General features: G+C 74.2%; 14 protein-coding genes. 9 read left to right on the forward strand and 5 right to left on the reverse strand.

The genetic code is table 11. The features are described from left to right. The first annotated feature begins 542 nt into the window (after positions 1 to 542). From ACIOJE_RS15325 to cobA, 7 genes are all read left to right on the forward strand, one after another. Positions 543 to 1,568, forward strand: coding sequence for a methionine ABC transporter ATP-binding protein (locus ACIOJE_RS15325; protein WP_400776534.1), 1,026 nt, complete (start codon positions 543 to 545; stop codon positions 1,566 to 1,568). Then, positions 1,565 to 2,290 (forward strand): methionine ABC transporter permease, encoded by a 726-nt coding sequence (locus ACIOJE_RS15330; protein ID WP_280681635.1) that lies wholly within the window; start codon positions 1,565 to 1,567, stop codon positions 2,288 to 2,290. The genes ACIOJE_RS15325 and ACIOJE_RS15330 overlap by 4 nt, the downstream gene beginning before the upstream one ends. 57 nt (positions 2,291 to 2,347) lie before the next feature. Next, on the forward strand, positions 2,348 to 3,172 hold the full coding sequence (locus ACIOJE_RS15335; RefSeq protein WP_280681633.1) for a MetQ/NlpA family ABC transporter substrate-binding protein: 825 nt from the start codon (positions 2,348 to 2,350) through the stop codon (positions 3,170 to 3,172). A gap of 198 nt (positions 3,173 to 3,370) precedes the next feature. Continuing rightward, positions 3,371 to 4,006, forward strand: a complete 636-nt coding sequence (locus ACIOJE_RS15340) for a GNAT family N-acetyltransferase (protein WP_280681631.1) — start codon at positions 3,371 to 3,373, stop codon at positions 4,004 to 4,006. Between the two features lie 235 nt (positions 4,007 to 4,241). Further along, a complete protein-coding gene (cbiE, locus tag ACIOJE_RS15345) occupies positions 4,242 to 5,513 on the forward strand; it encodes a precorrin-6y C5,15-methyltransferase (decarboxylating) subunit CbiE (protein WP_400776537.1) in 1,272 nt (423 codons plus the stop codon). A 745-nt stretch (positions 5,514 to 6,258) separates the two neighbouring features. Continuing rightward, on the forward strand, positions 6,259 to 9,858 hold the full coding sequence (gene cobT, locus ACIOJE_RS15350; protein ID WP_400776749.1) for a nicotinate-nucleotide--dimethylbenzimidazole phosphoribosyltransferase: 3,600 nt from the start codon (positions 6,259 to 6,261) through the stop codon (positions 9,856 to 9,858). Between the two features lie 104 nt (positions 9,859 to 9,962). Beyond that, positions 9,963 to 11,240, forward strand: a complete 1,278-nt coding sequence (gene cobA / locus ACIOJE_RS15355; RefSeq protein WP_280681625.1) for a uroporphyrinogen-III C-methyltransferase — start codon at positions 9,963 to 9,965, stop codon at positions 11,238 to 11,240. Between the two features lie 49 nt (positions 11,241 to 11,289). Here the strand turns inward: cobA and ACIOJE_RS15360 are convergent, their stop codons facing one another. Further along, positions 11,290 to 14,031 (reverse strand): SpoIIE family protein phosphatase/ATP-binding protein, encoded by a 2,742-nt coding sequence (locus ACIOJE_RS15360; protein WP_280681624.1) that lies wholly within the window; start codon positions 14,029 to 14,031, stop codon positions 11,290 to 11,292. Between the two features lie 100 nt (positions 14,032 to 14,131). On the opposite strand from ACIOJE_RS15360, the gene ACIOJE_RS15365 reads away from it, so the two are divergent. Beyond that, a complete protein-coding gene (locus tag ACIOJE_RS15365) occupies positions 14,132 to 14,953 on the forward strand; it encodes an RNA methyltransferase (RefSeq protein WP_280681622.1) in 822 nt (273 codons plus the stop codon). 288 nt (positions 14,954 to 15,241) lie between these two features. Then, a complete protein-coding gene (locus ACIOJE_RS15370) occupies positions 15,242 to 16,822 on the forward strand; it encodes a Na+/H+ antiporter (RefSeq protein WP_280681621.1) in 1,581 nt (526 codons plus the stop codon). 82 nt (positions 16,823 to 16,904) lie between these two features. Here ACIOJE_RS15370 and ACIOJE_RS15375 read toward each other — a convergent pair whose 3' ends face one another. Genes ACIOJE_RS15375 through ACIOJE_RS15390 form a run of 4 tightly spaced genes read right to left on the reverse strand, consistent with a single transcriptional unit; the run spans position 16,905 to position 20,411 of the window. Next, positions 16,905 to 18,053 (reverse strand): class I SAM-dependent methyltransferase, encoded by a 1,149-nt coding sequence (locus tag ACIOJE_RS15375; RefSeq protein WP_400776542.1) that lies wholly within the window; start codon positions 18,051 to 18,053, stop codon positions 16,905 to 16,907. After that, positions 18,050 to 19,246, reverse strand: coding sequence for a glycosyltransferase (locus ACIOJE_RS15380; protein ID WP_280681617.1), 1,197 nt, complete (start codon positions 19,244 to 19,246; stop codon positions 18,050 to 18,052). The genes ACIOJE_RS15375 and ACIOJE_RS15380 overlap by 4 nt, the downstream gene beginning before the upstream one ends. Then, complete coding sequence (locus ACIOJE_RS15385; protein WP_280681615.1) at positions 19,243 to 20,103, reverse strand: alpha/beta hydrolase; 861 nt, start codon at positions 20,101 to 20,103, stop codon at positions 19,243 to 19,245. Before ACIOJE_RS15385 ends, ACIOJE_RS15380 begins: the two co-directional genes overlap by 4 nt. 2 nt (positions 20,104 to 20,105) lie before the next feature. Beyond that, positions 20,106 to 20,411, reverse strand: a complete 306-nt coding sequence (locus tag ACIOJE_RS15390) for an acyl carrier protein (protein WP_280681869.1) — start codon at positions 20,409 to 20,411, stop codon at positions 20,106 to 20,108.

The raw sequence follows: 20,411 nt of genomic DNA on the forward strand, positions 1-20,411 counted from the left end.
GCCCGGCGCTGCCACCATCCGGACATCCCGGTGGCGGCGCCGAGCCGTATCGTCGCTGGTGGCGGGGCTGGCCGTCCGCATTGCGGACATCACATCCAAGTAAATTGGGCCCAAATCGGCCCATCTGATTTACTGGCTCACATGACTGCGACGACGAAATGGACCCCCACCGGCACCCTGCCGGCAGGTGAGCGCGCCATGTGCCGTCGAATGTGTCACCGCTGAGGGCCATCGCCCCCGGCACCCGACCGAGGGTGCCCCACCTCGCGCCCCGAAGCGAGACCCGGCGTCGTTCCCGTCCGTACGAGCGCGCCCAGCCTGCCACGCCTCTCCCCCCTGCCCACCCATGGGCGGGTGGTCGTCCACGGCTCCTCGTGCCCGATGACTCGTAAGGGCCACGCCGTCGCGCGGCCCGGCCGTCCAGCGGCCACGATCAAGAGGTGGCAGGTCCGGATCCCCCCTGGCGAAGCGCCGTGCGCACCGCCGACCGCAACCCGGTCGGGTGGCCGCCCGCCGCCCGCCCCCGACCCACGGAAGCAGCTGTGATCACCACCACGGACCTCACGAAGGTCTACCGCTCGCGAGGCCGCGAGGTGACCGCCCTCGCCGGCGTCGACCTGCACGTCCGCCCGGGTGAGGTCTACGGAGTCGTCGGCACCAGCGGCGCCGGGAAGTCCACCCTCATCCGCTGCGTGAACATGCTGGAGCGTCCGTCGTCCGGCACCGTCACGGTCGACGGGGTCGAGCTCACCGCGCTGTCGGGCGGCGAGAACCGGGCCGGCCGGGAACTGCGCGAGGCGCGGCGCCGGATCGGCATGGTCTTCCAGCACTTCAACCTGCTCTTCTCGCGCACCGTCCAGCAGAACGTCGAGCTCCCGCTGGAGATCATCGGCCTGGACCGCACCCAGCGCCGCCGCAAGGCCGCCGAACTGCTCGACCTGGTCGGCCTCGGCGACAAGGCCCGCAGCTTCCCCAACCAGCTCTCCGGCGGCCAGAAGCAGCGCGTCGGCATCGCCCGTGCCCTGGCCGGTGACCCCAAGGTGCTGCTCTCCGACGAGGCCACCTCGGCGCTCGACCCGGAGACCACCCGCTCGATCCTCAAGCTGCTGCGCGACCTCAACCAGCAGCTCGGCCTCACCGTCCTGCTGATCACCCACGAGATGGACGTCATCAAGTCCGTCTGCGACTCCGCGGCCCTGATGCGCGGCGGCCGGGTGGTCGAGTCAGGCGAGCTGACCGACCTGCTGGCCAAGCCCGGCTCCGAGCTGGCCCGCGAGCTGTTCCCGCTCAGCGAGTTCGGCACCGGCCACCCCGGTTCGACCGTGCTGGAGATCACCTTCCAGGGCGACACCTCGGCTCGGCCGTTCGTCTCCCAGCTGGCCCGCACCTACCAGATCGACATCAACATCCTCGGCGCCGCCGTGGAGACCATCGCCGGCCGGATGGTCGGCCGGATGCGGGTCGAGCTGTCCGGCGGCCACCAGGACAACGTGGTGCCGATCGGCTACCTGCGCGAGCAGGGCCTGCAGGTGGACGTACTCGGCGCGGCGGACGGAGCGGTGGCATGACCTGGGACCAGATGCAGGAACTGATGTGGCCCGCCACGCAGGAGACCCTCCAGATGGTCGGGGTGTCCACGGTCGTCACCGTGCTGATCGGCCTGCCGCTGGGCGTCCTGCTGGTGCTCACCGACAAGGGCGGCCTGCTGGCCAACCGGGCCGTCAACAAGGTCCTCGCCTTCGTGGTGAACATCGCCCGCTCGGTGCCGTTCATCATCCTGATGATCGCGCTGATCACCTTCACCCGCTGGCTGGTCGGCACCTCCATCGGCTGGCAGGCGGCGACCGTGCCGCTCACCATCGGCGCCATCCCGTTCTTCGCCCGCCTGGTCGAGACCTCCGTCCGCGAGGTGGACCGCGGCCTGGTCGAGGCCGTCCAGTCGATGGGCGGCAGCACCTGGACGATCGTCCGCAAGACGCTGCTCCCCGAGGCGCTGCCGGCGCTGGCGGCCTCGGTGACCACCACGATCATCACGCTGGTCAGCTACTCCGCGATGGCCGGCGTGGTCGGCGGCGGCGGCCTCGGCACCCTCGCCGTCAACTACGGCTACTACCGCTTCGAGACCGCCTTCATGTGGGTCATCGTCGCGGAGCTGGTGATCATCGTCCAGATCATCCAGATGCTCGGCGACTACGCCGTCCGCCGCCTCGGCAACCGCGGCCGGTCCGGCCTGTTCGGCTCCCGGGACCGCACCCCGGCCGCCCCCGACGAGGACCTCGTCGCCTCCTAGACCTCCCTCGTCCGACTCCGGACGCGGCTCCCCGCATCACGCAGAAAGGCACTTTTCGTGCGCAACGCCCTGAAGTTCACCAGCATCCTCGCCACCGCCGGCATCGCCCTCTCGCTGGCCGCGTGCGGCAGCTCCGGGTCGTCCTCCTCGGACCCGAACGCGCCGCTCAAGGTCGTCGCAAGCCCCACCCCGCACGGGCAGATCCTCAAGTTCGTCAAGGACAACCTCGCGGAGAAGGCGGGCCTCAAGCTCGACATCAAGGAGGTCACCGACTACGTGACCCCCAACACGGCGGTGCAGGACGGTTCGGCCGACGCCAACTACTTCCAGCACGTCCCGTACCTGGAGGACTTCAACAAGAAGCACGGCACCGAGATCGTCTCGGTGGAGCCCGTGCACCTGGAGCCGCTGGGCGTCTACTCCAAGAAGGTCAAGGCGATCGCCGACCTGCCGGACGGCGCCACCGTCGGCCTGCCCAACGACGCCACCAACGAGGGCCGCGCGCTCAAGCTGCTCGCCGACAACAAGCTCATCACCCTCAAGGACGGCGCCGGCACTGCCGCCACCCCGGCCGACGTGACGGGCAACCCGAAGAACCTCAAGTGGAAGGAGCTGGAGGCCGCCCAGCTGCCCCGCTCCATCGCCGACCTCGACGCCGCCGTCATCAACGGCAACTACGCGCTCGACTCCGGCCTGAAGCCGGCCACCGACGCGCTGGTGCTGGAGAAGGCCGAGGGCAACCCGTACGCCAACATCCTCGCCGTGAAGAAGGGCAAGGAGAACGACCCGCGCGTGAAGAAGCTCGCCGAGCTGCTGCACTCCGACGAGGTCAAGAAGTACATCGACGACACCTTCCAGGGCTCGGTCATCCCGGCCTTCTGAGCCGGCACCCGATCCACGCCCTGATCCCGACCGGGCCCCCGCCGCACCTCGGCGGGGGCCCGGTCGGGCAGGATGCACCAGGGACGCCCTGGCCGGTGGCGCTCTGACGCACCGTCGTGCGGCCGGCGCACCGCGTGGTAACCCTGGCGCGGCGGAGGCGTACGGTGTTGTGTTCACGACCCGGCGAGGAGAGACGGCATGGCAGCGAGCTTCCCCGAGACCGCCATCAGCACCGAACGGCTTCTGCTGCGGCCCCTTGCGGAGGACGACGCGCCCGGCCTGGCCGAGATGATGGCCGACGACCTCGTCCTGGCCTGGACGGACCTGCCGCACCCGTTCACCGAGGCGTACGCGGCCGAGCTCGCCCGCACCCTCGCCCCCGCCCACCGGGCCGCCGGCCGCGGCATCGTCTTCGCCGTCACCGAGCACCTCACCCAGCGCCTGGTCGGCCTGGTCGAACTGCGCAACACCGACTGGCGGCTGCGCACCACCGAGATCTCCTACGTCACCGCCCCCTGGGCCCGCGGCGAGGGCTACGCGCCGGAGGCCGTCCTCGGCGTCGCCCAGTGGCTGTTCGAGGACCGTGACTTCCTGCGCCTGGAGATGCGCACCGCCGCCGGGAACACCGCCGCCCAGCAGGTCGCCCAGAAGATCGGCGGCATCAGCGAGGGCGTGCTGCGCAGCGCCTGGATAGTCCGCGGCGAAACCGGCGAGGTCGTCGTCGAGAGCCGCAGCGACCTCATCCTGTGGAGCCTGCTCCCGGAGGACATGGAGGCGCCCGAGCCGCACCGGGGCGGCTGGCACGGCGACCACCGGTACGTGCTGCGGGACTGAGCCGCCCGTTCCGCGAAGGCCGCCCGAGCCGCCCGAGCCGCCGACCCGCCACCCGCCCGTCACGGACATGTGTGCGAGATGTCGGCGTCGAGGGGATCACACCCGGTAACCTCTGGACCGGCGCCGCACACCGGCGCGGTTTGTCGGCGCACCGAGGCGCGTACCGGTTGGCACTACAGGGGCACACCGGACCGCCTGCCGGGTCGCGCACCGAGTCGAGGGAGAACGGCCGCAGATGGCTGACCGGATCACGGTCATCGGGTGGGACGGCACGCCGCTGACCGAGGCCGCCGGTGCGGCGCTCGCCGCCGCGACCCTGGTGGCCGGAGCCCCCTACCAGCTGAGCGCCCTTCCGGTGCCGGACGCCGCCGAGCGGATCACGCTCGGCAACGTCCAGCAGGCCGCCCGGCGGATCGCCGAGCACCGGGGCGCCGCCGTCGTGGTCGCCGAGGGCGATCCCGGCTTCTTCGGCGTCGTGCGCGCGCTGCGCCGCCCCGAGTTCGGCCTCGAACTGGAGGTCCTGCCCGCCGTCTCCTCGGTCGCCGCCGCCTTCGCCCGGGCCGGCATGCCCTGGGAGGACGCCCAGGTGGCCAGCGCCCACGGCGGACGGCTGCGCCGCGCGGCCAACATCTGCCGGGCCCACCCCAAGGTCGCGGTGCTGACCGCGCCGGGCGCCGGCCCGAGCGAACTGGCCCTCATGCTGCGCGGGGTGCACCGGACCTTCGTGGTCTGCGAGGCCCTCGGCACCCCGGACGAGGACGTCACCGTCCTCACCTCCGACCGGATCGCCGACCACGTGTGGCGCGACCCCAACGTGGTGCTGGTGATCGGCGGCAACAGCGGCGGCCCGCAGTCCGGCGGCGTCGGCGCGGCGGCCGGCTGGCTGGCGGGGCGCCCGGTCGGCTTCCCCGGCGCGGACCGCGGCTGGGCGCTCCCCGGCGACGCCTACGCGGGCGCCGGGCGCGCGGGGGACGAGCCGGGCGCGTCGGAGGCGCTCCCCGCGCACGTGCGCGCCCTGGTGCTGGCCCGTCTGGGTGCTCGTCCCGGGGACCTGGTCTGGTCGGTCGGCGCGGGCAGCGGCGCCCTCGCGGTGGAGGCGGCCCGCTTCGGCGCCGCCGTGGTCGCGGTCGAGGCGTCCCGTTCGGCCTGCGCCCGGCTCGCCGTGAACGCCCGCCGGTACGGCGTCGAGGTGGAGACCGTGCACGGGCAGGGCCCCGAGGTGCTGGGCGGCCTGCCGGAGCCGGACGCGGCGGTGGTGGAGTCCGGCGGCCTCGACGTGGTGCGTGCGGTGCTGGCCCGCCGGCCGGAACGGTTCGTCGCGCTGCCCCGGACCCTCGCCGAGGCGGAGACGGTGCACCGGTCGATCGCCGAGGCCGGCTACCGGGCGGACGGCGCGCTCCTGCAGTCCACCCCGCTGCTGGCGGCCGGCGGTGACGGTGGTGGGGGGCTGGCGCTGGGGGCGGGTGGAACCGGTGTGCTGCTGCTCTGGGGTGAGCAGATCGCGTGAAGGCCTCGGGCTCGTCCTGTGCGGCCGGGTGGCCGCGACGGGGCCCGGCGGTGATCCAGGTCGCATCCGGACACCGATTCGAGAGGTGACCGTGCGGGGCCGGTAGTGTGGCGTCCTGGGGCCGCTGCGACGGTCGGTGATCCACCCGATTCGGTCGGTTTGTCGCCTTTTTGACGCGGTGCAACCAGGTTCCGCTCGAAGTGTGGGCAATTCGACGGGCCGCGTGCCGGACCTGGAGAATGCCGTAGGGTCCGGTGCGGTCGTGCCGGTTGCCCCGGGTTGTCGTTGTTTCAGATGGTGCGTCGCCCGTGCGGGCGGCGCGCGGGCCGGGGTGCCGCAGCGCGCCGGAAGGACGTGGGCCGCAGCGCCTCGGCGCGGCGGCCGCGTGTGGTTGAGGAGCGGGTCGGTGCAGGCCCGGCCCGTGCGGATGGGCGCTGCGGTCGGTGATCGTGTCGCCAAGGGCGCGGCAGCGGCCTGGAAGGAGCGTTTGACAATGACCGATGGCGGCCACGTCCCGGGCGAGGGACTGCCGGAGCACCTGCACGCCGGGCCGGACCCGCTCGGCGGACCGGAGGGCGTCGCGGGCGTTGCACCCCTGCAGGGCGTCGCGACGGACGGTGGCGTGATCCCGAACCCGACGGTGCCGGGCCACGGCCTGGCCGGAGCGGTGCCCCCCGGCGCGGGTGTCATCCCGCCGCAGGGCCGGCCGCTGGGCGCGTCCGGCTTCGGTGTTCCGGCCCCCGGCATGGCAGGGGCCGGCGTTCCGGCTCACGGCGTGCCCGGTGAGGACTGGGGCGTCGACCAGGGCGCCCCGCGCCCGGCCTTCCACTTCCTCGACCAGCCCGACGCGCCGGACCTGCTGGACGACGAGGACGACGTGCTGCTGATGCCCGGTCCGCAGGGCTCCTGGGGCGAGCCGCTGGCGTCCGTCCCGACCGAGCAGACGCCGCTCGCACCGCAGCAGGACGGCCTGGCGGTCGAGCCTTCGTGGCCGCCGCTGGAGCCGCCGGTGCTCGGCGCCGAGCAGGCGCAGCAGCCCGTCCACGCCGTCCCGCCGCACCTCCAGGCCCCGGAGGCGATGACGGCGGCTCAGCCGCCGCGCCGACCGCTGCACGCCGGCCCGCCGGTCCCGGACCCGTCGCTGATGACCGGCCAGGTCCCGGTCCGTTCGCTCGCCGACCGTGGCCCGTCGCAGGGCGGTACGCCCGCGCACGGCATCCCGGTGGTCGGTCGGCCGCCGATGGCCGAGGCCGCCGCCCCGGCGCAGGCCGCCGTGCCGCAGGCCGTTCCGGCGGCGCCGGTGCCGGTGGCGCCCGTGACTCCGGCGGCTCCGCCGGCGGGGGCTCAGGAGTTCCAGCAGGTGCCGCTGGCCGCGCAGCCGGTCGAGGCCGTGCTGGCCGTCGAGATGGTCGGGGCGATCGAGGTGATCGAGGTCGTCGAGACTCCGGAGACCGTCGCTGTCGCCGAGGCCGTGGCGGACGCGTCCCGGGCCGTCGTCGCCGAGCCGGTTCCGGCGGAGGCCGGTCGGCCGGTCGCCGATCCGACGGGCACGCCGATCGCCTCGCCCCTCGCCGGGTCCGTCGTGCCGGCCCCGGCCGAGGCCGCTGTCGAGCCCCTGGCCGAGGTGGCCGAGCAGGTGGCCGCGCCCGTGGAGCAGGCCGAGGCGGCCGCCCCGGCCGGCCAGCCGCGGCGCATCTCCGCGTTCCTCGCCGCACCCACCCCGCACGGCCTGCCCCCGATCTCGGCGGCCGGTCAGGCCCCGGTGGCCCCGGTGGCCGAGGAGGCCGCGCCGCAGCAGCCCGCTCCCATAGCGGCCGCCGAGCAGGCCCAGGCCGTCCCGCCCGCCGAGGCCGGTGAGACCGCCGAGACCGTAGAGCCCGCGCCGGAGCCCGTCGTCGCGGCGGTGGCCGAGACCGCCGCCGGTACCGGTGAGATGCCGTCCGGCCAGGCCGTCGGCGAGCCCGTCGTCGAGCCCGTCGTCGAGGGCGGGCAGCCGCGGCAGGAGGTCGTCGCGGCCGAGGTCCCGGCCGAGCCGGTGGTGGACCAGGCCGCCGAGGTCGCGGTCGAGCCCGCCGCCGAGGTCGTCGTGGCCGAGCCCGGGGCCGAGGTCGTCGCACCGGAGGCCGGGGCACAGTCGACCGCTGATGCGACCGAGGTCGCCGAGCCGGCAGCCGTACCCGCCGAGGCTGTCGTCGAGACCGCCGTCGAGGCCCCGGCGACGTCGGAGGCTCAGACCCCGGCCCAGGCGGAGCCCGTCGCCGAGCCGGTCGCTGAGCCCGCCGTGCCCGCCGAGCCCGCCGAGCAGGCCCCGGCCGCCGCGGAGTCCGCCGTCGCCGAGCCCGTCGCCGTGGAGGCCGCCCAGCCGGAGGCCCCGGCCGCCGACCAGGCCCCCGAGGCACCGGAGGCCCCGGAGACCCCCGAGACTCCTGAAGCCGCTGAGACCCCCGAGGCCGTCGCCGAGGAACAGCCGGTCCAGCAGCCCGCCGAGCAGTCGGCCGCCCCCCAGGTCGACGAGCAGCCGGCCGAGGAACACCCGGCCGAGGACCCGCCGGCCGAGGAGACGCAGTCCGAGGAGCCGGCCGAACCGCGCGGCCCGGCCGCCGCCGGCTTCGACGAGATCGGCCGCGAGGCCGTTCACCAGGTCATCCGCGAGCGCCGCGACGTCCGCAACGGCTTCCGCCCGGACCCGATCCCGCACGAGGTGCTGATCCGCGTCCTGGAGGCCGCCCACACCGCGCCCAGCGTCGGCTACTCGCAGCCCTGGGACTTCGTGGTGATCCGTTCGGCCAAGACCCGCCGGCGGATGCACGCCCTGGCCGAGCGCCAGCGCGAGGCGTACGCGGACTCGCTGCCCAAGGGCCGGGCCAAGCAGTTCAAGGAAATCAAGATCGAGGCCATCCTCGAGACGCCGGTCAACATCGTGGTGACGGCCGACCGCACCCGCGGCGGTCGGCACACGCTGGGCCGGCACACCCAGCCCCAGATGGCCCCGTACTCGGCCGCCCTGGCCGTCGAGAACCTCTGGCTGGCCGCCCGCGCCGAGGGCCTGGGCGTCGGCTGGGTGAGCTTCTTCGACGACGAGGAGCTGGTCCGCGAGCTCGGCCTGCCCGAACACCTGGAGGTCGTCGCCTACCTCTGCGTCGGCTACGTCGACGCCTTCCCGGACGAGCCCGAGCTGCAGCAGCAGGGCTGGGCCAAGAAGCGCCCGCTGTCCTGGGTCGTCCACGAGGAGCAGTACGGCAACCGCGCGCTGCCCGGCGAGGAGCCGCAGAGCCTGCTCTCCGAGACCCTGCGCGGCATCCGCCCGCTGGACGCCAAGGCGCTCGGCGAGGCCTGGGACCGGCAGAAGCGGATGACCAAGCCGGCCGGCTCGCTCGGCATGCTGGAGATCATCTCCGCCCAGCTGTGCGGCCTGTCCCGCAAGTGCCCGCCGCCGATCCCGGAGCCCGCCTGCGTGGCGATCTTCGCCGGCGACCACGGCGTGCACGCGCAGGGCGTCAGCCCGTGGCCGCAGGAGGTGACCGCCCAGATGGTCGGCAACTTCCTGGCCGGGGGAGCGGTGATCAACTCCTTCGCCAAGCAGATCGGCACCGAGGTCTGCGTGGTCGACGTCGGCGTCGCCGCCGAGCTGCCGGACGCCATCCAGCAGGGCCGCACCACCGGCCTGCTGCCGCGCAAGGTCAAGCCCGGCACCGCCGACATGACCCAGGGCCCGGCGATGACCCGCGAGGAGGCCCTCAAGGCCATCGAGGTCGGCATCGAGACCGCCCGCGACCTGGTCGCGGCCGGCAACAAGGCACTGGTCACCGGCGACATGGGGATCGCCAACACCACCGCCTCGGCCGCCCTGATCTCGGTGTTCACCGGCCTCGACCCGGCCGAGGTCACCGGCCGCGGCACCGGCATCGACGACGAGACGCACGCCCGCAAGATCGAGGTCATCCGCGCCGCGCTGGCCCTGCACCGGCCCGACCCGGCCGACCCGATCGGCGTCCTGGCCGCCGTCGGCGGCCTGGAGCACGCGGCCCTCGCCGGCTTCCTGCTGGGCGCGGCCTCGCTGCGCACCCCGGTGATCCTGGACGGCGTCATCGCGGGTTCGGCCGCGCTGGCGGCCAAGGCGATCGCCCCCGAGGTGCTCGCCGCCTGCATCGCCGGGCACCGCTCCGCCGAGCCCGGCCACCAGGCCGCGCTGGCGAAGCTGGGCCTGCGTCCGCTGATCGACCTGGACCTGCGGCTCGGTGAGGGCACCGGTGCTCTGCTGGCCCTGCCGCTGGTGCAGAGTGCGGCCCGGGCGATGCACGATGTAGCCACCTTCGACTCCGCCGGGGTCACCGAGAAGGCCTGACGCTCGACGTCACCACTCCGCGGACCGGCCCGAGGGCGCGCCGGTCCGCGGAGCGGCATCACGCCGCATCCGCACCCACGAATCCCCGATCAGGAGCACCGCCGATGACCGCGCCGACCCCGCACCCCAGCACCGAAGGCCGTACCCCGTACCCGGTCGGCCTGCTGCTCGCCGGCCGCCGCGTGGTCGTGGTCGGCGGCGGCCAGGTCGCGCAGCGCCGGCTCCCGGCGCTGATCGCCACCGGCGCGGAGCTGCACCTGATATCGCCGGACACGACCCCGGCCGTCCAGGCGATGGCCGACGCGGGCGAGCTCACCTGGCACGTCCGCCCGTACCGGGACGGCGACCTGGCCGGCGCCTGGTACGCCCTGGTGGCCACCGACGACCCGGCGGTCAACGGCGCGGTCAGCGCCGAGGCTGAGCGCGAGCGGGTGTTCTGTGCCCGCAGCGACGACGCCGCCGCCGCGACCGCCTGGACCCCGGCCAGTGGTCGTGACGCGGGTGCCACCGTCGCGGTCCTCACCGGCGACCCGCGCCACTCCGCCGCCCTGCGCGACGCCATCGTGGGCGGCCTGCGGGACGGCTCGCTGGCCGTCCGCCAGTTCCGTGCGCACGGCGTCGAGGGTGCCTCCGGGCTGCCGGGCCAGGGGAGCGTCGCCCTGGTCGGCGGCGGCCCGGGCGACCCGGACCTCATCACCGTGCGCGGCCGCCGCCTGCTCGCCGACGCGGACGTGGTGGTCGCCGACCGTCTCGCCCCGCGTGAGCTGCTCGCCGAACTGCCCGAGCACGTCGAGGTGATCGACGCGTCCAAGATCCCGTACGGCCGGTTCATGGCCCAGGAGGCGATCAACCGGACGCTGATCGAGCACGCCAAGGCGGGCCGGTTCGTGGTCCGGCTCAAGGGCGGCGACCCGTACGTCTTCGGGCGCGGCGGCGAGGAGCTGCTGGCCTGCGCCGAGGCCGGGCTCCCGGTCACGGTCGTCCCGGGCATCTCCAGCTCGATCAGCGTCCCGGCGGCGGCCGGCGTCCCGGTCACCCACCGGGGCATGACGCACGAGTTCACCGTGATCTCCGGCCACGTCGGTCCGGACGACGAGCGTTCGCTCACCAACTGGGAGGCCGCCGCGAAGATGCGCGGCACCCTGGTGCTGCTGATGGCCGTGGACAAGATCGGCGAGATCGCCGCGAAGCTCGTCGAGCACGGCCGCCCGGCCGACACCCCGGTGGCGATCGTCCAGGAGGGCACCACCGCGGCCCAGCGCCGGGTGGACGCCACCCTGGCCACCGTCGCCGCGACCGTCGAGGCCGAGGGGATCAAGCCCCCAGCCGTGATCGTCGTCGGCGACGTGGTCAACGTCCTGGCGGCCGCCTTCCGGCACTGAGCGCCACGGAGTGGGAAGTCGGTCCCGCCGACTTCCCACTCCGGTCCGGCTACTCCAGCGGCTGCTCCGTCCAGATCACCTTCCCCGTCGCCGTGTAGCGCGTCCCCCAGCGGTCCGCGAACTGCGCGACCAGGAACAGCCCGCGCCCGCCCTCGTCCGTGGTCGCCGCGTACCGCAGGTGCGGCGAGGTGCTGCTGCCGTCCGACACCTCGCAGATCAGCGTCTGGTCCCGCAGCAGCCGCACCCGGATCGGCCCGGTGCTGTACCGGATCGCATTGGTCACCAGCTCGCTCAGGATCAGCTCGGTGACGAACGCCACCTCGTCCAGCCCCCAGGCCGCCAGCCGCTCCGCCACCGCGGCCCGGACCTCGCCCACCGCCGCCGGCTCGGACGGCACGTCCCACTCCGCCACCTGGTCCGGCGCCAGCACCCTGGTCTGCGCGACCAGCAGCGCGATGTCGTCCAGCGGATGCTCCGGCAGCAAGGCCCCGAGCACGTCCGAGCAGGTCTGCTCCGGCGTGCGCGGCGGCCCGGTCAGCGCCGCCCGCAGCAGGTCGATCCCCACGCCGATGTCCCGTTCGCGGTCCTCGACCAGCCCGTCCGTGTACAGCACCAGGCGGCTGCCCTCCGCGAGGTCCAGCTCGACCGTCTCGAACGGCAGCACCGACAGCCCCAGCGGCGGCCCGGTCGCCAGCTCCGGGAACACCACCCGCCCGTCCGGGTCCACCACGGCCGGCGGCGGATGCCCGGCACTGGCCAGCGTGCACCGCCGGGACACCGGGTCGTAGATCGCGTACAGGCAGGTCGCCCCGGCCAGGGCCGAGCCCTCGCCGCTCGCGGCCTCGTCCTGGTCGATCCGGTTCACCAGGTCGTCCAGGTGCCCCAGCAACTCGTCCGGTGGCAGGTCCAGCGTCGAGAAGTTGTGGATCGCCGTCCGCAGCCGCCCCATCGTCGCCGCCGCGTGCAGCCCGTGCCCCACCACGTCCCCCACCACCAGCGCCACCCGCGCGCCCGGCAGCGGGATCACGTCGAACCAGTCCCCACCCACCCCGGCCTGCGCCGGCAGGTAGCGGTGCGCGATCTCCAGCGCGTTCTGCGGCGGCAGGTTGCGCGGCAGCAGGCTGTGCTGCAGGGTCACCGCCATCGCGTGCTCACGGGTGTAGCGGCGCGCGTTGTCGATGCACACCGCCGCGTGCGCCACCAGCTCCTCGGCCAGGGTCAGGTCTTCCGCCTCGAACGGCTCCGGCCGATCCGCCCGCCAGAACCGGGCCACTCCCAGCAGCACCCCGCGCGCCCGCAGCGGCACCCGCACCAGCGAGTGCACCCCGTACGCCAGCGCCTGCGCGGACCGCTCCGGATCCTGCTCCCGCCACCCCAGGGCCTCGGCCAGCCGAGGCTCCAGCCCCGGGGCCCCGCTGTGCAGCGCCCCGGCCAGCGGGGTGGCCGGCACCACGTCCAGCACCGTGCCCACCGGGTAGAACGGCGAGTCGTCGCGGATCCCGGCGACGGCCGCGCGCCGCATCCGCGCCAGCGAGGAGCCCGGCGGCGGCTCGTCGCCCGTCAGCACCTCGTCCGCCAGGTCCACCGTGACGAAGTCCGCGAACCGGGGCACCGCGACCTGCGCCAGCTCCTCCGCCGTCCGCGTCGCGTCCAGCGAACTGCCCACCGACACCCCGGCGTCGTACAGCAGCCGCAGCCGCCGCTGCGCGCCCTCGGCCCGGCCGGACAGCGCCAGCAGCTCGGTGGAGTCGCGCAGCGTGGCGACGCAGCCCGGCGGGCCGCCCACCTGGTCGGTGAGCCGGACGTTCACCGCCAGCAGCCGCTCCCCGGCCAGCACCACCTCGTCGGTCACCGGCCGGTCGCCGGTCAGCAGGGCCAGCGGCGCGGGCTCCAGCCCCAACTCGGCCACCGGCCGGCCCTCGGCGTCCGGCGGCAGGTCCAGCAGGCGCCGCGCCTCGTCGTTGCAGAGCAGCAGCCGACCATCCGCGCCGACGATCACGACGCCCTCGCGCACCGCGTGCAGCACGGCCGCGTGGTGCTCGTACATCCGGGTCATCTCGGACGGGCCCAGGCCGCGGGTGTGGCGCCGCAGCCGACGGCTGATCAGCGCCGTGCCGAGGACGGCCAGCCCGACCGCGCCCGCGGCGGTGCCCAGCACCACCGGCAGCTGCCGCTCGCTCGCGCTCCTGACGTGCTTCACCGTGATGCCCGCCGAGACCAGCCCGGCCACCGAGCCGTCCGGGGCGTTCACCGGGACCACCGCCTGGACCAGCGGGCCGAGTCTGCTGGTGACCTGCTCGGTCACCACCTGTCCGTGCAGCGCGGGCAGGTAGGTGCCGACGAATTTCCGGCCGATCAGGTCCGGGTCGGGGTGGGTGTAGCGGATGCCGTCGTCGTTCAGCACGACGATGAAGTCGACACCCGACCCGACCCGAGCGGCCTCCGCCTTCGGTTGCAGGATCGCGGTCGGATCGGGGGAGCGGAGGGCCTCGACGATGCCCGGCGAGCCGGCGAAGGTCTGTGCGACCGCAACGGACCGGCTGCGCGCCTCGTGGTCGACGTCGCTGTCCGACTGCACCACGAGCGCGACCGCGGCCGCCGCCACCAGCAGCAGCACGACGAGGATCTGCAGCGCGAACACCTGCCCGGCCACCGAGCGGAGCCGCCCGGGCCACGGCCGCTTCGGGCGTGGCAGCTGTTGCCGACCGTTTGGGCGCCCACCGGAGGAGCCGGCGGAACCAGTAGCACCAGAGGCCGACGGAGCCCAGGATCGGCCCGGAAACTGGGCCATACGATCATATTTGCACCATGGCTGGCACAGGGCCAAGGCCAGCCCACCCCGCGGCTTGGGCCGTTTGGCCTTCCCCGTCCGGCCTTGGCAGGATCGCAGGGTGTCCGAACCCAGCACCATCACCGACCCCGCCGACCCTCGTCTCGGCGACTACACCGGCCTCACCGACGTCGAACTGCGCCGCCGGCGCGAACCCGCCGAAGGCCTGTTCATCGCCGAGGGGGAGAAGGTCATCCGCCGCGCCCTCGCCGCCGGCTACCGGATGCGGTCGATGCTGCTGACCTCCAAGTGGCTGGACGTGATGGCCGATGTCATCGCCGAGGCCGACGCGCCCGTCCACGTCGTCGAACCCGCGCTCGCCGAAGCCGTCACCGGGTACCACGTCCACCGCGGCGCGCTCGCCTCGATGGAGCGCACGCCGCTGCCGCAGGCCGCGGAGCTGCTCGCCGGGGCCCGCCGGGTCGCCGTCTTCGAGGACATCGTCGACCACGCCAACATGGGGGCGGCCTTCAGGAATGCGGCTGCGCTGGGCGTTGACGGGATCCTCCTCACCCCGCGCTGTGCCGATCCCCTCTACCGCCGGTCCGTGAAGGTGTCGATGGGCGCCGTCTTCCAGGTGCCGTGGACTCGTCTGGAGGCCTGGCCGAAGGACATCGAGATCCTGCGTTCCGCAGGCTTCACGGTCGCGGCACTGTGCCTGAGCGACCAGGCGATCACCCTCGACGAACTCGCTGCGCGGAACGACGAGAAGCTCGCCCTGGTTTTCGGCACGGAGGGTACGGGCCTCGCCGCCGACACACTCGCTTCGGTCGACGAGCATGTCCGCATCCCGATGGATGCCGGTGTCGACTCGCTCAACGTCGCAGCAGCCTCGGCGGTGGCCTTCTACGCGACCCGCCCGCGAGGTGAGCTGGTCCAGTAGGTCACTCAGGGCAACTCATGGGCGCCCACGCTCCGCCAACCCGGCGGATCACTCCTGCCGCGCCGAGTGTCGCCCCCCGGAGCGGAGTGCCGGATCTTGGCAGGACCCCGCTCAGGCGGCGCCTCCGCCATGTCCGCTGCCTGGCTGCCTTCTCGGCCGTCGTCGCCCGCCTTCCGTCGCCGAAGGCCGACAGCTGTCCAGTATGGGAGGAGCGGTACCCGGCGGGCATCGGGGAGCAGCCGGTCACGAGGGCGAGGGCTACTCGCCCCAGCAGGAAGGCGGTGCCGGATGCGTGGCCTGGAAGTCACCGTGGTGGTCCTCGCGGCCGTGCTGACCATGACGTGGCTGGCTCGCCGCCTGCAGTGGAACGAGCCGGTCCTGCTGGTGGCGGGCGGCTGCCTGATCGGCCTGACCCCCGACTTCCACAGGCTGGCCCTGCCTCCCGAGGTGGTCCTGCTGCTGTTCCTGCCCCCACTGCTCTACTGGGAGTCGCTGACCACCTCGCTCCGTGAGATCCGGACGAACCTGCGCGCCATCGTGCTGCTCGGGACCGGCCTGGTGCTGGCCACCGCTGCCGCCGTGGCCGCGGTAGGGCACGCGCTGGGCCTTTCCTGGCCGCTCGCCTGGGTCCTGGGTGCTGTCGTCGCCCCCACCGACGCCATCGCCGTGGCGACGGTCGCCCGGAAGCTGCCCCGCAGGGTCCGGACCATCCTCCGGGCGGAGAGCCTGATCAACGACGGCACCGCGCTCGCCCTGTACACGGTGGTGGTCGGCGTCGCCGTTCAGCAACTGGCCGTCAGCTGGTCGGGTACCGCCGTGCGATTCCTGCTCGCCTACGTGGGCGGTGCCGCGATCGGCTCCGCATGTGCCGCCGCCGTGGTGGCCCTGCGCAGGCGGTTGCGTGACCGCACGGTGGAGAACGCCTTGGGCGTGCTCACCCCGTTCGCCACCTATCTGCCCGCGCAGGCCGTGGGCGTCTCCGGCGTCCTGGCGGTGGTCACCTGTGGTCTCATCCTCAGTCAGGCGGGCCCCAAGGTGATCAGCGCGGGCGCGAGAGTGCAGATCACCTGCTTCTGGGAGGTGAGCACCTCCATCCTCAACAGCGCTCTCTTCGTCCTGGTCGGCATTCAGACACCCGCCATCGTCAGCGCGATCGGCTCCGTCTCTCCGGGACACGCGGCCATCACCGCCTTGCTGGTCAGCGGCGTCGTGATCGCCACCCGCCTGCTGTGGCTGTACTCGGTGCCCTACCTCATCCGCGCCGTCGACCGCCGCCCCATCCAGCGCACACTGCGTGCCGGTGCCCGGCAGAGGTTCCCACTCGCCTGGAGCGGGGTGCGCGGGGCCGTGTCGCTGGCAGCCGTCCTCGGCGTCCCGGCCACCACCACCGCAGGCCGGCCGCTCGCGGGACACGGTCTGCTGGTCTTCACCGCCGTCACCGTCATCCTGGTCACACTGGTCCTCCAGGGGACGACCATGCCTGCGGTGATCCGCTGGTCCGGACTGCACGGAGATCCCGAGGAGACCACCGAGGAACGCCGCGCCCACCGCCACATCGCCGCCGCCGCGATGGAAGCCCTCCCCGAGCACGCCGAGCGCCTGCAAACGCCGCCGAGGACCGCCGAGGCCATCCTGAGCGAACTGCGCCAGTACGCCGCCGAGGACGCGGAACCACTGGACGATTCCGGCGCGCGTGCCGGGCTCGAACTGCGCCGCGCCCTGATCGACGTCAAACGCGGCGCCCTGATCCGCCTGCGGGACCAGCGCAGCATCGACGACATCGTCCTGCGCCGACTGCAGCTGCTCCTGGACGTCGAGGAGATCAGGGTCGAGCTGGCCCTGCGTGACCTCACCGATCCGCCGCCGTAACCACCGGCGGCGAAAACGGGGGTCCGCACGGGCGGCCGCCCCGGATCGGCGCCCAGGGCGAGCAGCAGGCCACCGACGGCTCCTACGGCACCTGCTGGTCCGGCGCCGCGTCCCGGCGGGCGAGCAGGCGGTAGGCGTTGGACAGCCGCGCGCGTCCGGCGAAGCGGGCGACCAGGCGGTCGAGCACGGTTGCCGGCAGCAGCACCGGGGCGCCGGCCAGGAAGAGGGCGCCGCGCAGCAGCCGCCGCAGCCGCCCGGGCGGCGCCCCCGGCAGCCATGGCACGTCCTCGCGCGGTGCGACGGCGTCCAGCAGCAGCCAGCAGGCGGCCAGCAGGTCCACCGGGTCGTGCGGCTCGCCGTGCGCTTCCAGCACCACGTCGAAGCCCAACTCGCCGAGGCGGCGGCGCAGGTTGGCCGCAGGCATCAGGTTCAGGTGCTGCGGCTGCAGCCAGGGCAGCCACCAGCGGCCCAGCAACCGGGCGAAGCGGCATTGCGGGTCGGGGACCTCGATCAGCAGGAACCCGCCGGGGCGCAGCGCCTCCCGCGCGGCCGCCAGTTCCCGCGCCGGGTCCGTGCTGTGCTCCAGGTAGTGGAACATGCTCACCACCTCGTACCGCCCGGCCATGGTGGGCGCCAGCTCGGCGAAGGAGCCGCGGAAGCCGCGGGCCAACCGGCCCTCCCGCTCGGCCAGTTGAACGCCCTCGCTGAGGTCCAGGCCGTCGAATGGCGTGTCGGGGAAGACCTCGCGGGCACTCTCGCAGAAGTGCCCGTGTCCCGTCCCGACGTCCAGCCACCTGCTCGGCGCGGTGGTGAACGGGGCCACCGACCGGGCGCGGCTCCGGTAGACCCCGGCCCGGGTCGCGAACACCCCGCCGAGCCGCTGCTCGCCGAGGCCGTCGTAGAAGTCGCGGTAGTAGAACTCCAGTCCGGCACCGGTCAGTCGGGGATTCTGGAAGACGTGCCCGCAGTCCCGGCACTCGTCCAGCACGAACTGCCCCGGCTTGTGCTGCAGCAGGTCGCGGGTGCGCAGGCGGACCCGCAGCAGGGTGGAGCCGCACCACGGGCAGTCGGTGCGGCGCGGTTCGAAGAACCGGTCGGTGCCGTCGGCCAGGTCGGCCTGGTAGCCGGGACGGAGCGCGGCGACCCGCTCGGCGCGGGCCGCCGCCTTGCCCGTGGACGGGCGAGCTGCGGACGGGCCGGGTGCCGGCGAGCCTGCTTCGGTCGTGGTCATCGGGTCTCCCTGTCCGTCTGCTGCGGGCCCGCGGGCAGCAGCTGTTCGAGGTGGGTGGCGGCCGCGGCCGCGCCGCCCGCCGACCGGAAGGAGGCGCCGATCCGGCGCGCCGCGACCCGGTGGGCGGGATCGTCGAGCACCGCGTCCAGCGCCTGGCCGAGCCGGGCCGCGTCGGCCCGGCCGAAGCGCACCCGGACGCCGGCTCCGGCCGCCGCCACCTGGCCGGCCACCACCGGCTGGTCGTCCCGGATCGGGGCGACCACCAGCGGGACGCCGTGCCACAGTGCCTCGCAGACGGTGTTGTGACCGGCGTGGCAGACCACGGCGGCGGTGCGGGCCAGCAACCGCACCTGCGGTACGGAGGGCAGTACCAGGACATCGGGGTCGGGTGCGGGGCTCCCCAGGGCCCCGCCCGGGTCGACGATCACCGCCTGCAGCCGCTCGGCGCGGGCCCGCAGTGCCTGCCGAGCGGCCGTCAGGAACGCGGCGCCCGTGTCGGTGTTGACCGTACCGAGGCTGACCAGCACCGTCGCGCGGTCCGGGGCCAGCCAGTCCCAGGGGAACGGCGGGGCCGTCGGGCGGCTCGTGATGGACGGGCCGACGAACCGGATCGGGCCCGCCGGTGACGCGACGGGCCCGGCGAGCTCCGCGGTGGTGAAGGCGAGGGTCAGCAGCGGGGAGAACCGCGGGTCGGCCGTCCCGTCCGGGGCACCGATGAGCTTGCGCAGGTCGGCGAGGAGGCCGGAGATCCAGGCGTCCACCAGGGGCATGCCGTCCAGCGCGCCGGCGAACTCGGCCGAGGTGGTCGCCGAGGTGGCCCACGGCAGGCCGAGCCGCTCGGCGACCAGCGCGCCGGCGACCGCCTGCTGGTCCACCACGACCACGTCGGGGCCGAAGCGCCGCACCGCTTCCGCCACGCCGGGGGCCATCGCCTCGGCGAGCGGGACCAGGAAGTCCTCCCACAGGAACTTCAGCGCCGCCGGCCCGCGCAGCTCCGGTGGCCGCTGCGCCTCGTCCGCCGCGGGGACGGCGCAGGGGAAGACCTCGGCATCCGGGCCGGCGAGCGCGCCGACCACCTCGGGCAGCCCCGCCCAGGCCGTCGTGTGCCCGCGGGCGGCCAGCTCGGCCGCGACGCCCACGGCCGGGTTCACGTGTCCGACCAGCGGCGGGACGACGAAGAGGAAGCGGCTCACCGGACGGCTCCCCGGGCAGGCTTCCGGACGGCTTCGCGAACGGGCGGGTCGGCGGCCCGGCCGCGCAGCTCCGCGCCCTGCTCGCGCAGCCAGGACAACGCGAGTTCGCGGACCACGTCCGGGGTCTCGATCAGGACGGAGTGCTCCTGCCCGGGGACGAAGGTGCTGCGGCAGTCGGGCAGCAGCCCGTCCAGCCAGGCGGCCTGGGCGGCCAGATCGGACCGGGTGCCGTAGACGGCCAGCACCGGGCAGCGGATCGCCCGCAGCTGCGCCTCGTCGGGCAGCCGGCTGGCGGGGATCTCCCGCGCCAGCGAGGTCTCGGCCAGGATCGTGCCGGCCGAGCGGGCGAGCCGGGCGGTGTGCCGGCCGCGTTTCGCCGCCACCCAGGCCAGTGTGGACTTCTTGACCAGCTCGGTCTCGGCCCGCCGCAGGATGCCGTCCAGCTTGGCGGCCCAGGCCGCGGTGGCCGGCTCGGACTCGATGGCCAGGATGCCGACGACCTGCTCCGGCCGCCGGGCGGCGAGGCCGAACGCCACCGTGCCGCCGAAGGAGTTGCCCAGCAGGTGGACGGGCCCGGTCACCTCCCACCGGTCCAGCAGGGCTTCCAGGTCGTCGACGAACCGCTCCAGCCGGTAGCCGGTCGGCGGCCGCCCGGTGCGGCCGTGGCCGCGCTGGTCGTACATCAGCACCTCCACCCCGGCGGCGGCGAGCGTGGGGGCCAGGGTGAAGTAGTAGCTGGCGAGGCTGTCGGTGAGCAGCCCGTGCAGCAGGACGACGGTCGCGGCGGGCGGGCCCGCGTCCTGCGGGCCGAGCCGCTGCACGTGGAAACTGAGTCCGTCGAGGTCGATGAAGACCATGGTCAGCTCAGCTCCGCGGTCCGCAGCCGGTCCGCGACGTAGCCGACCAACCGGCCCACCGTCAGGCCGATGATCTCCTCGAGCTCCATGCCCGCGATGAACTCGGCGAAGTTGATCCGGGCGCCCCAGCGTTCCTGGAGCTTCCCGGCCAGGGTCACCAGGTCGATGCTCTCCAGTTCGAGGTCCTCGGTGAATCGGGCCTCCATGGTGACCTCGGCCTCGTCGAGGCCGTACTCGCCGAGCACGGTGGCCAGCATGCCGGCGATCTCGCCGAGAATCTCCTGCTCGGTGGGCGGGCGCTGCTCCAT

Origin of the sequence: Kitasatospora sp. NPDC087861 (genome assembly GCF_044742585.1) — a bacterium.
Taxonomy (GTDB): domain Bacteria; phylum Actinomycetota; class Actinomycetes; order Streptomycetales; family Streptomycetaceae; genus Kitasatospora.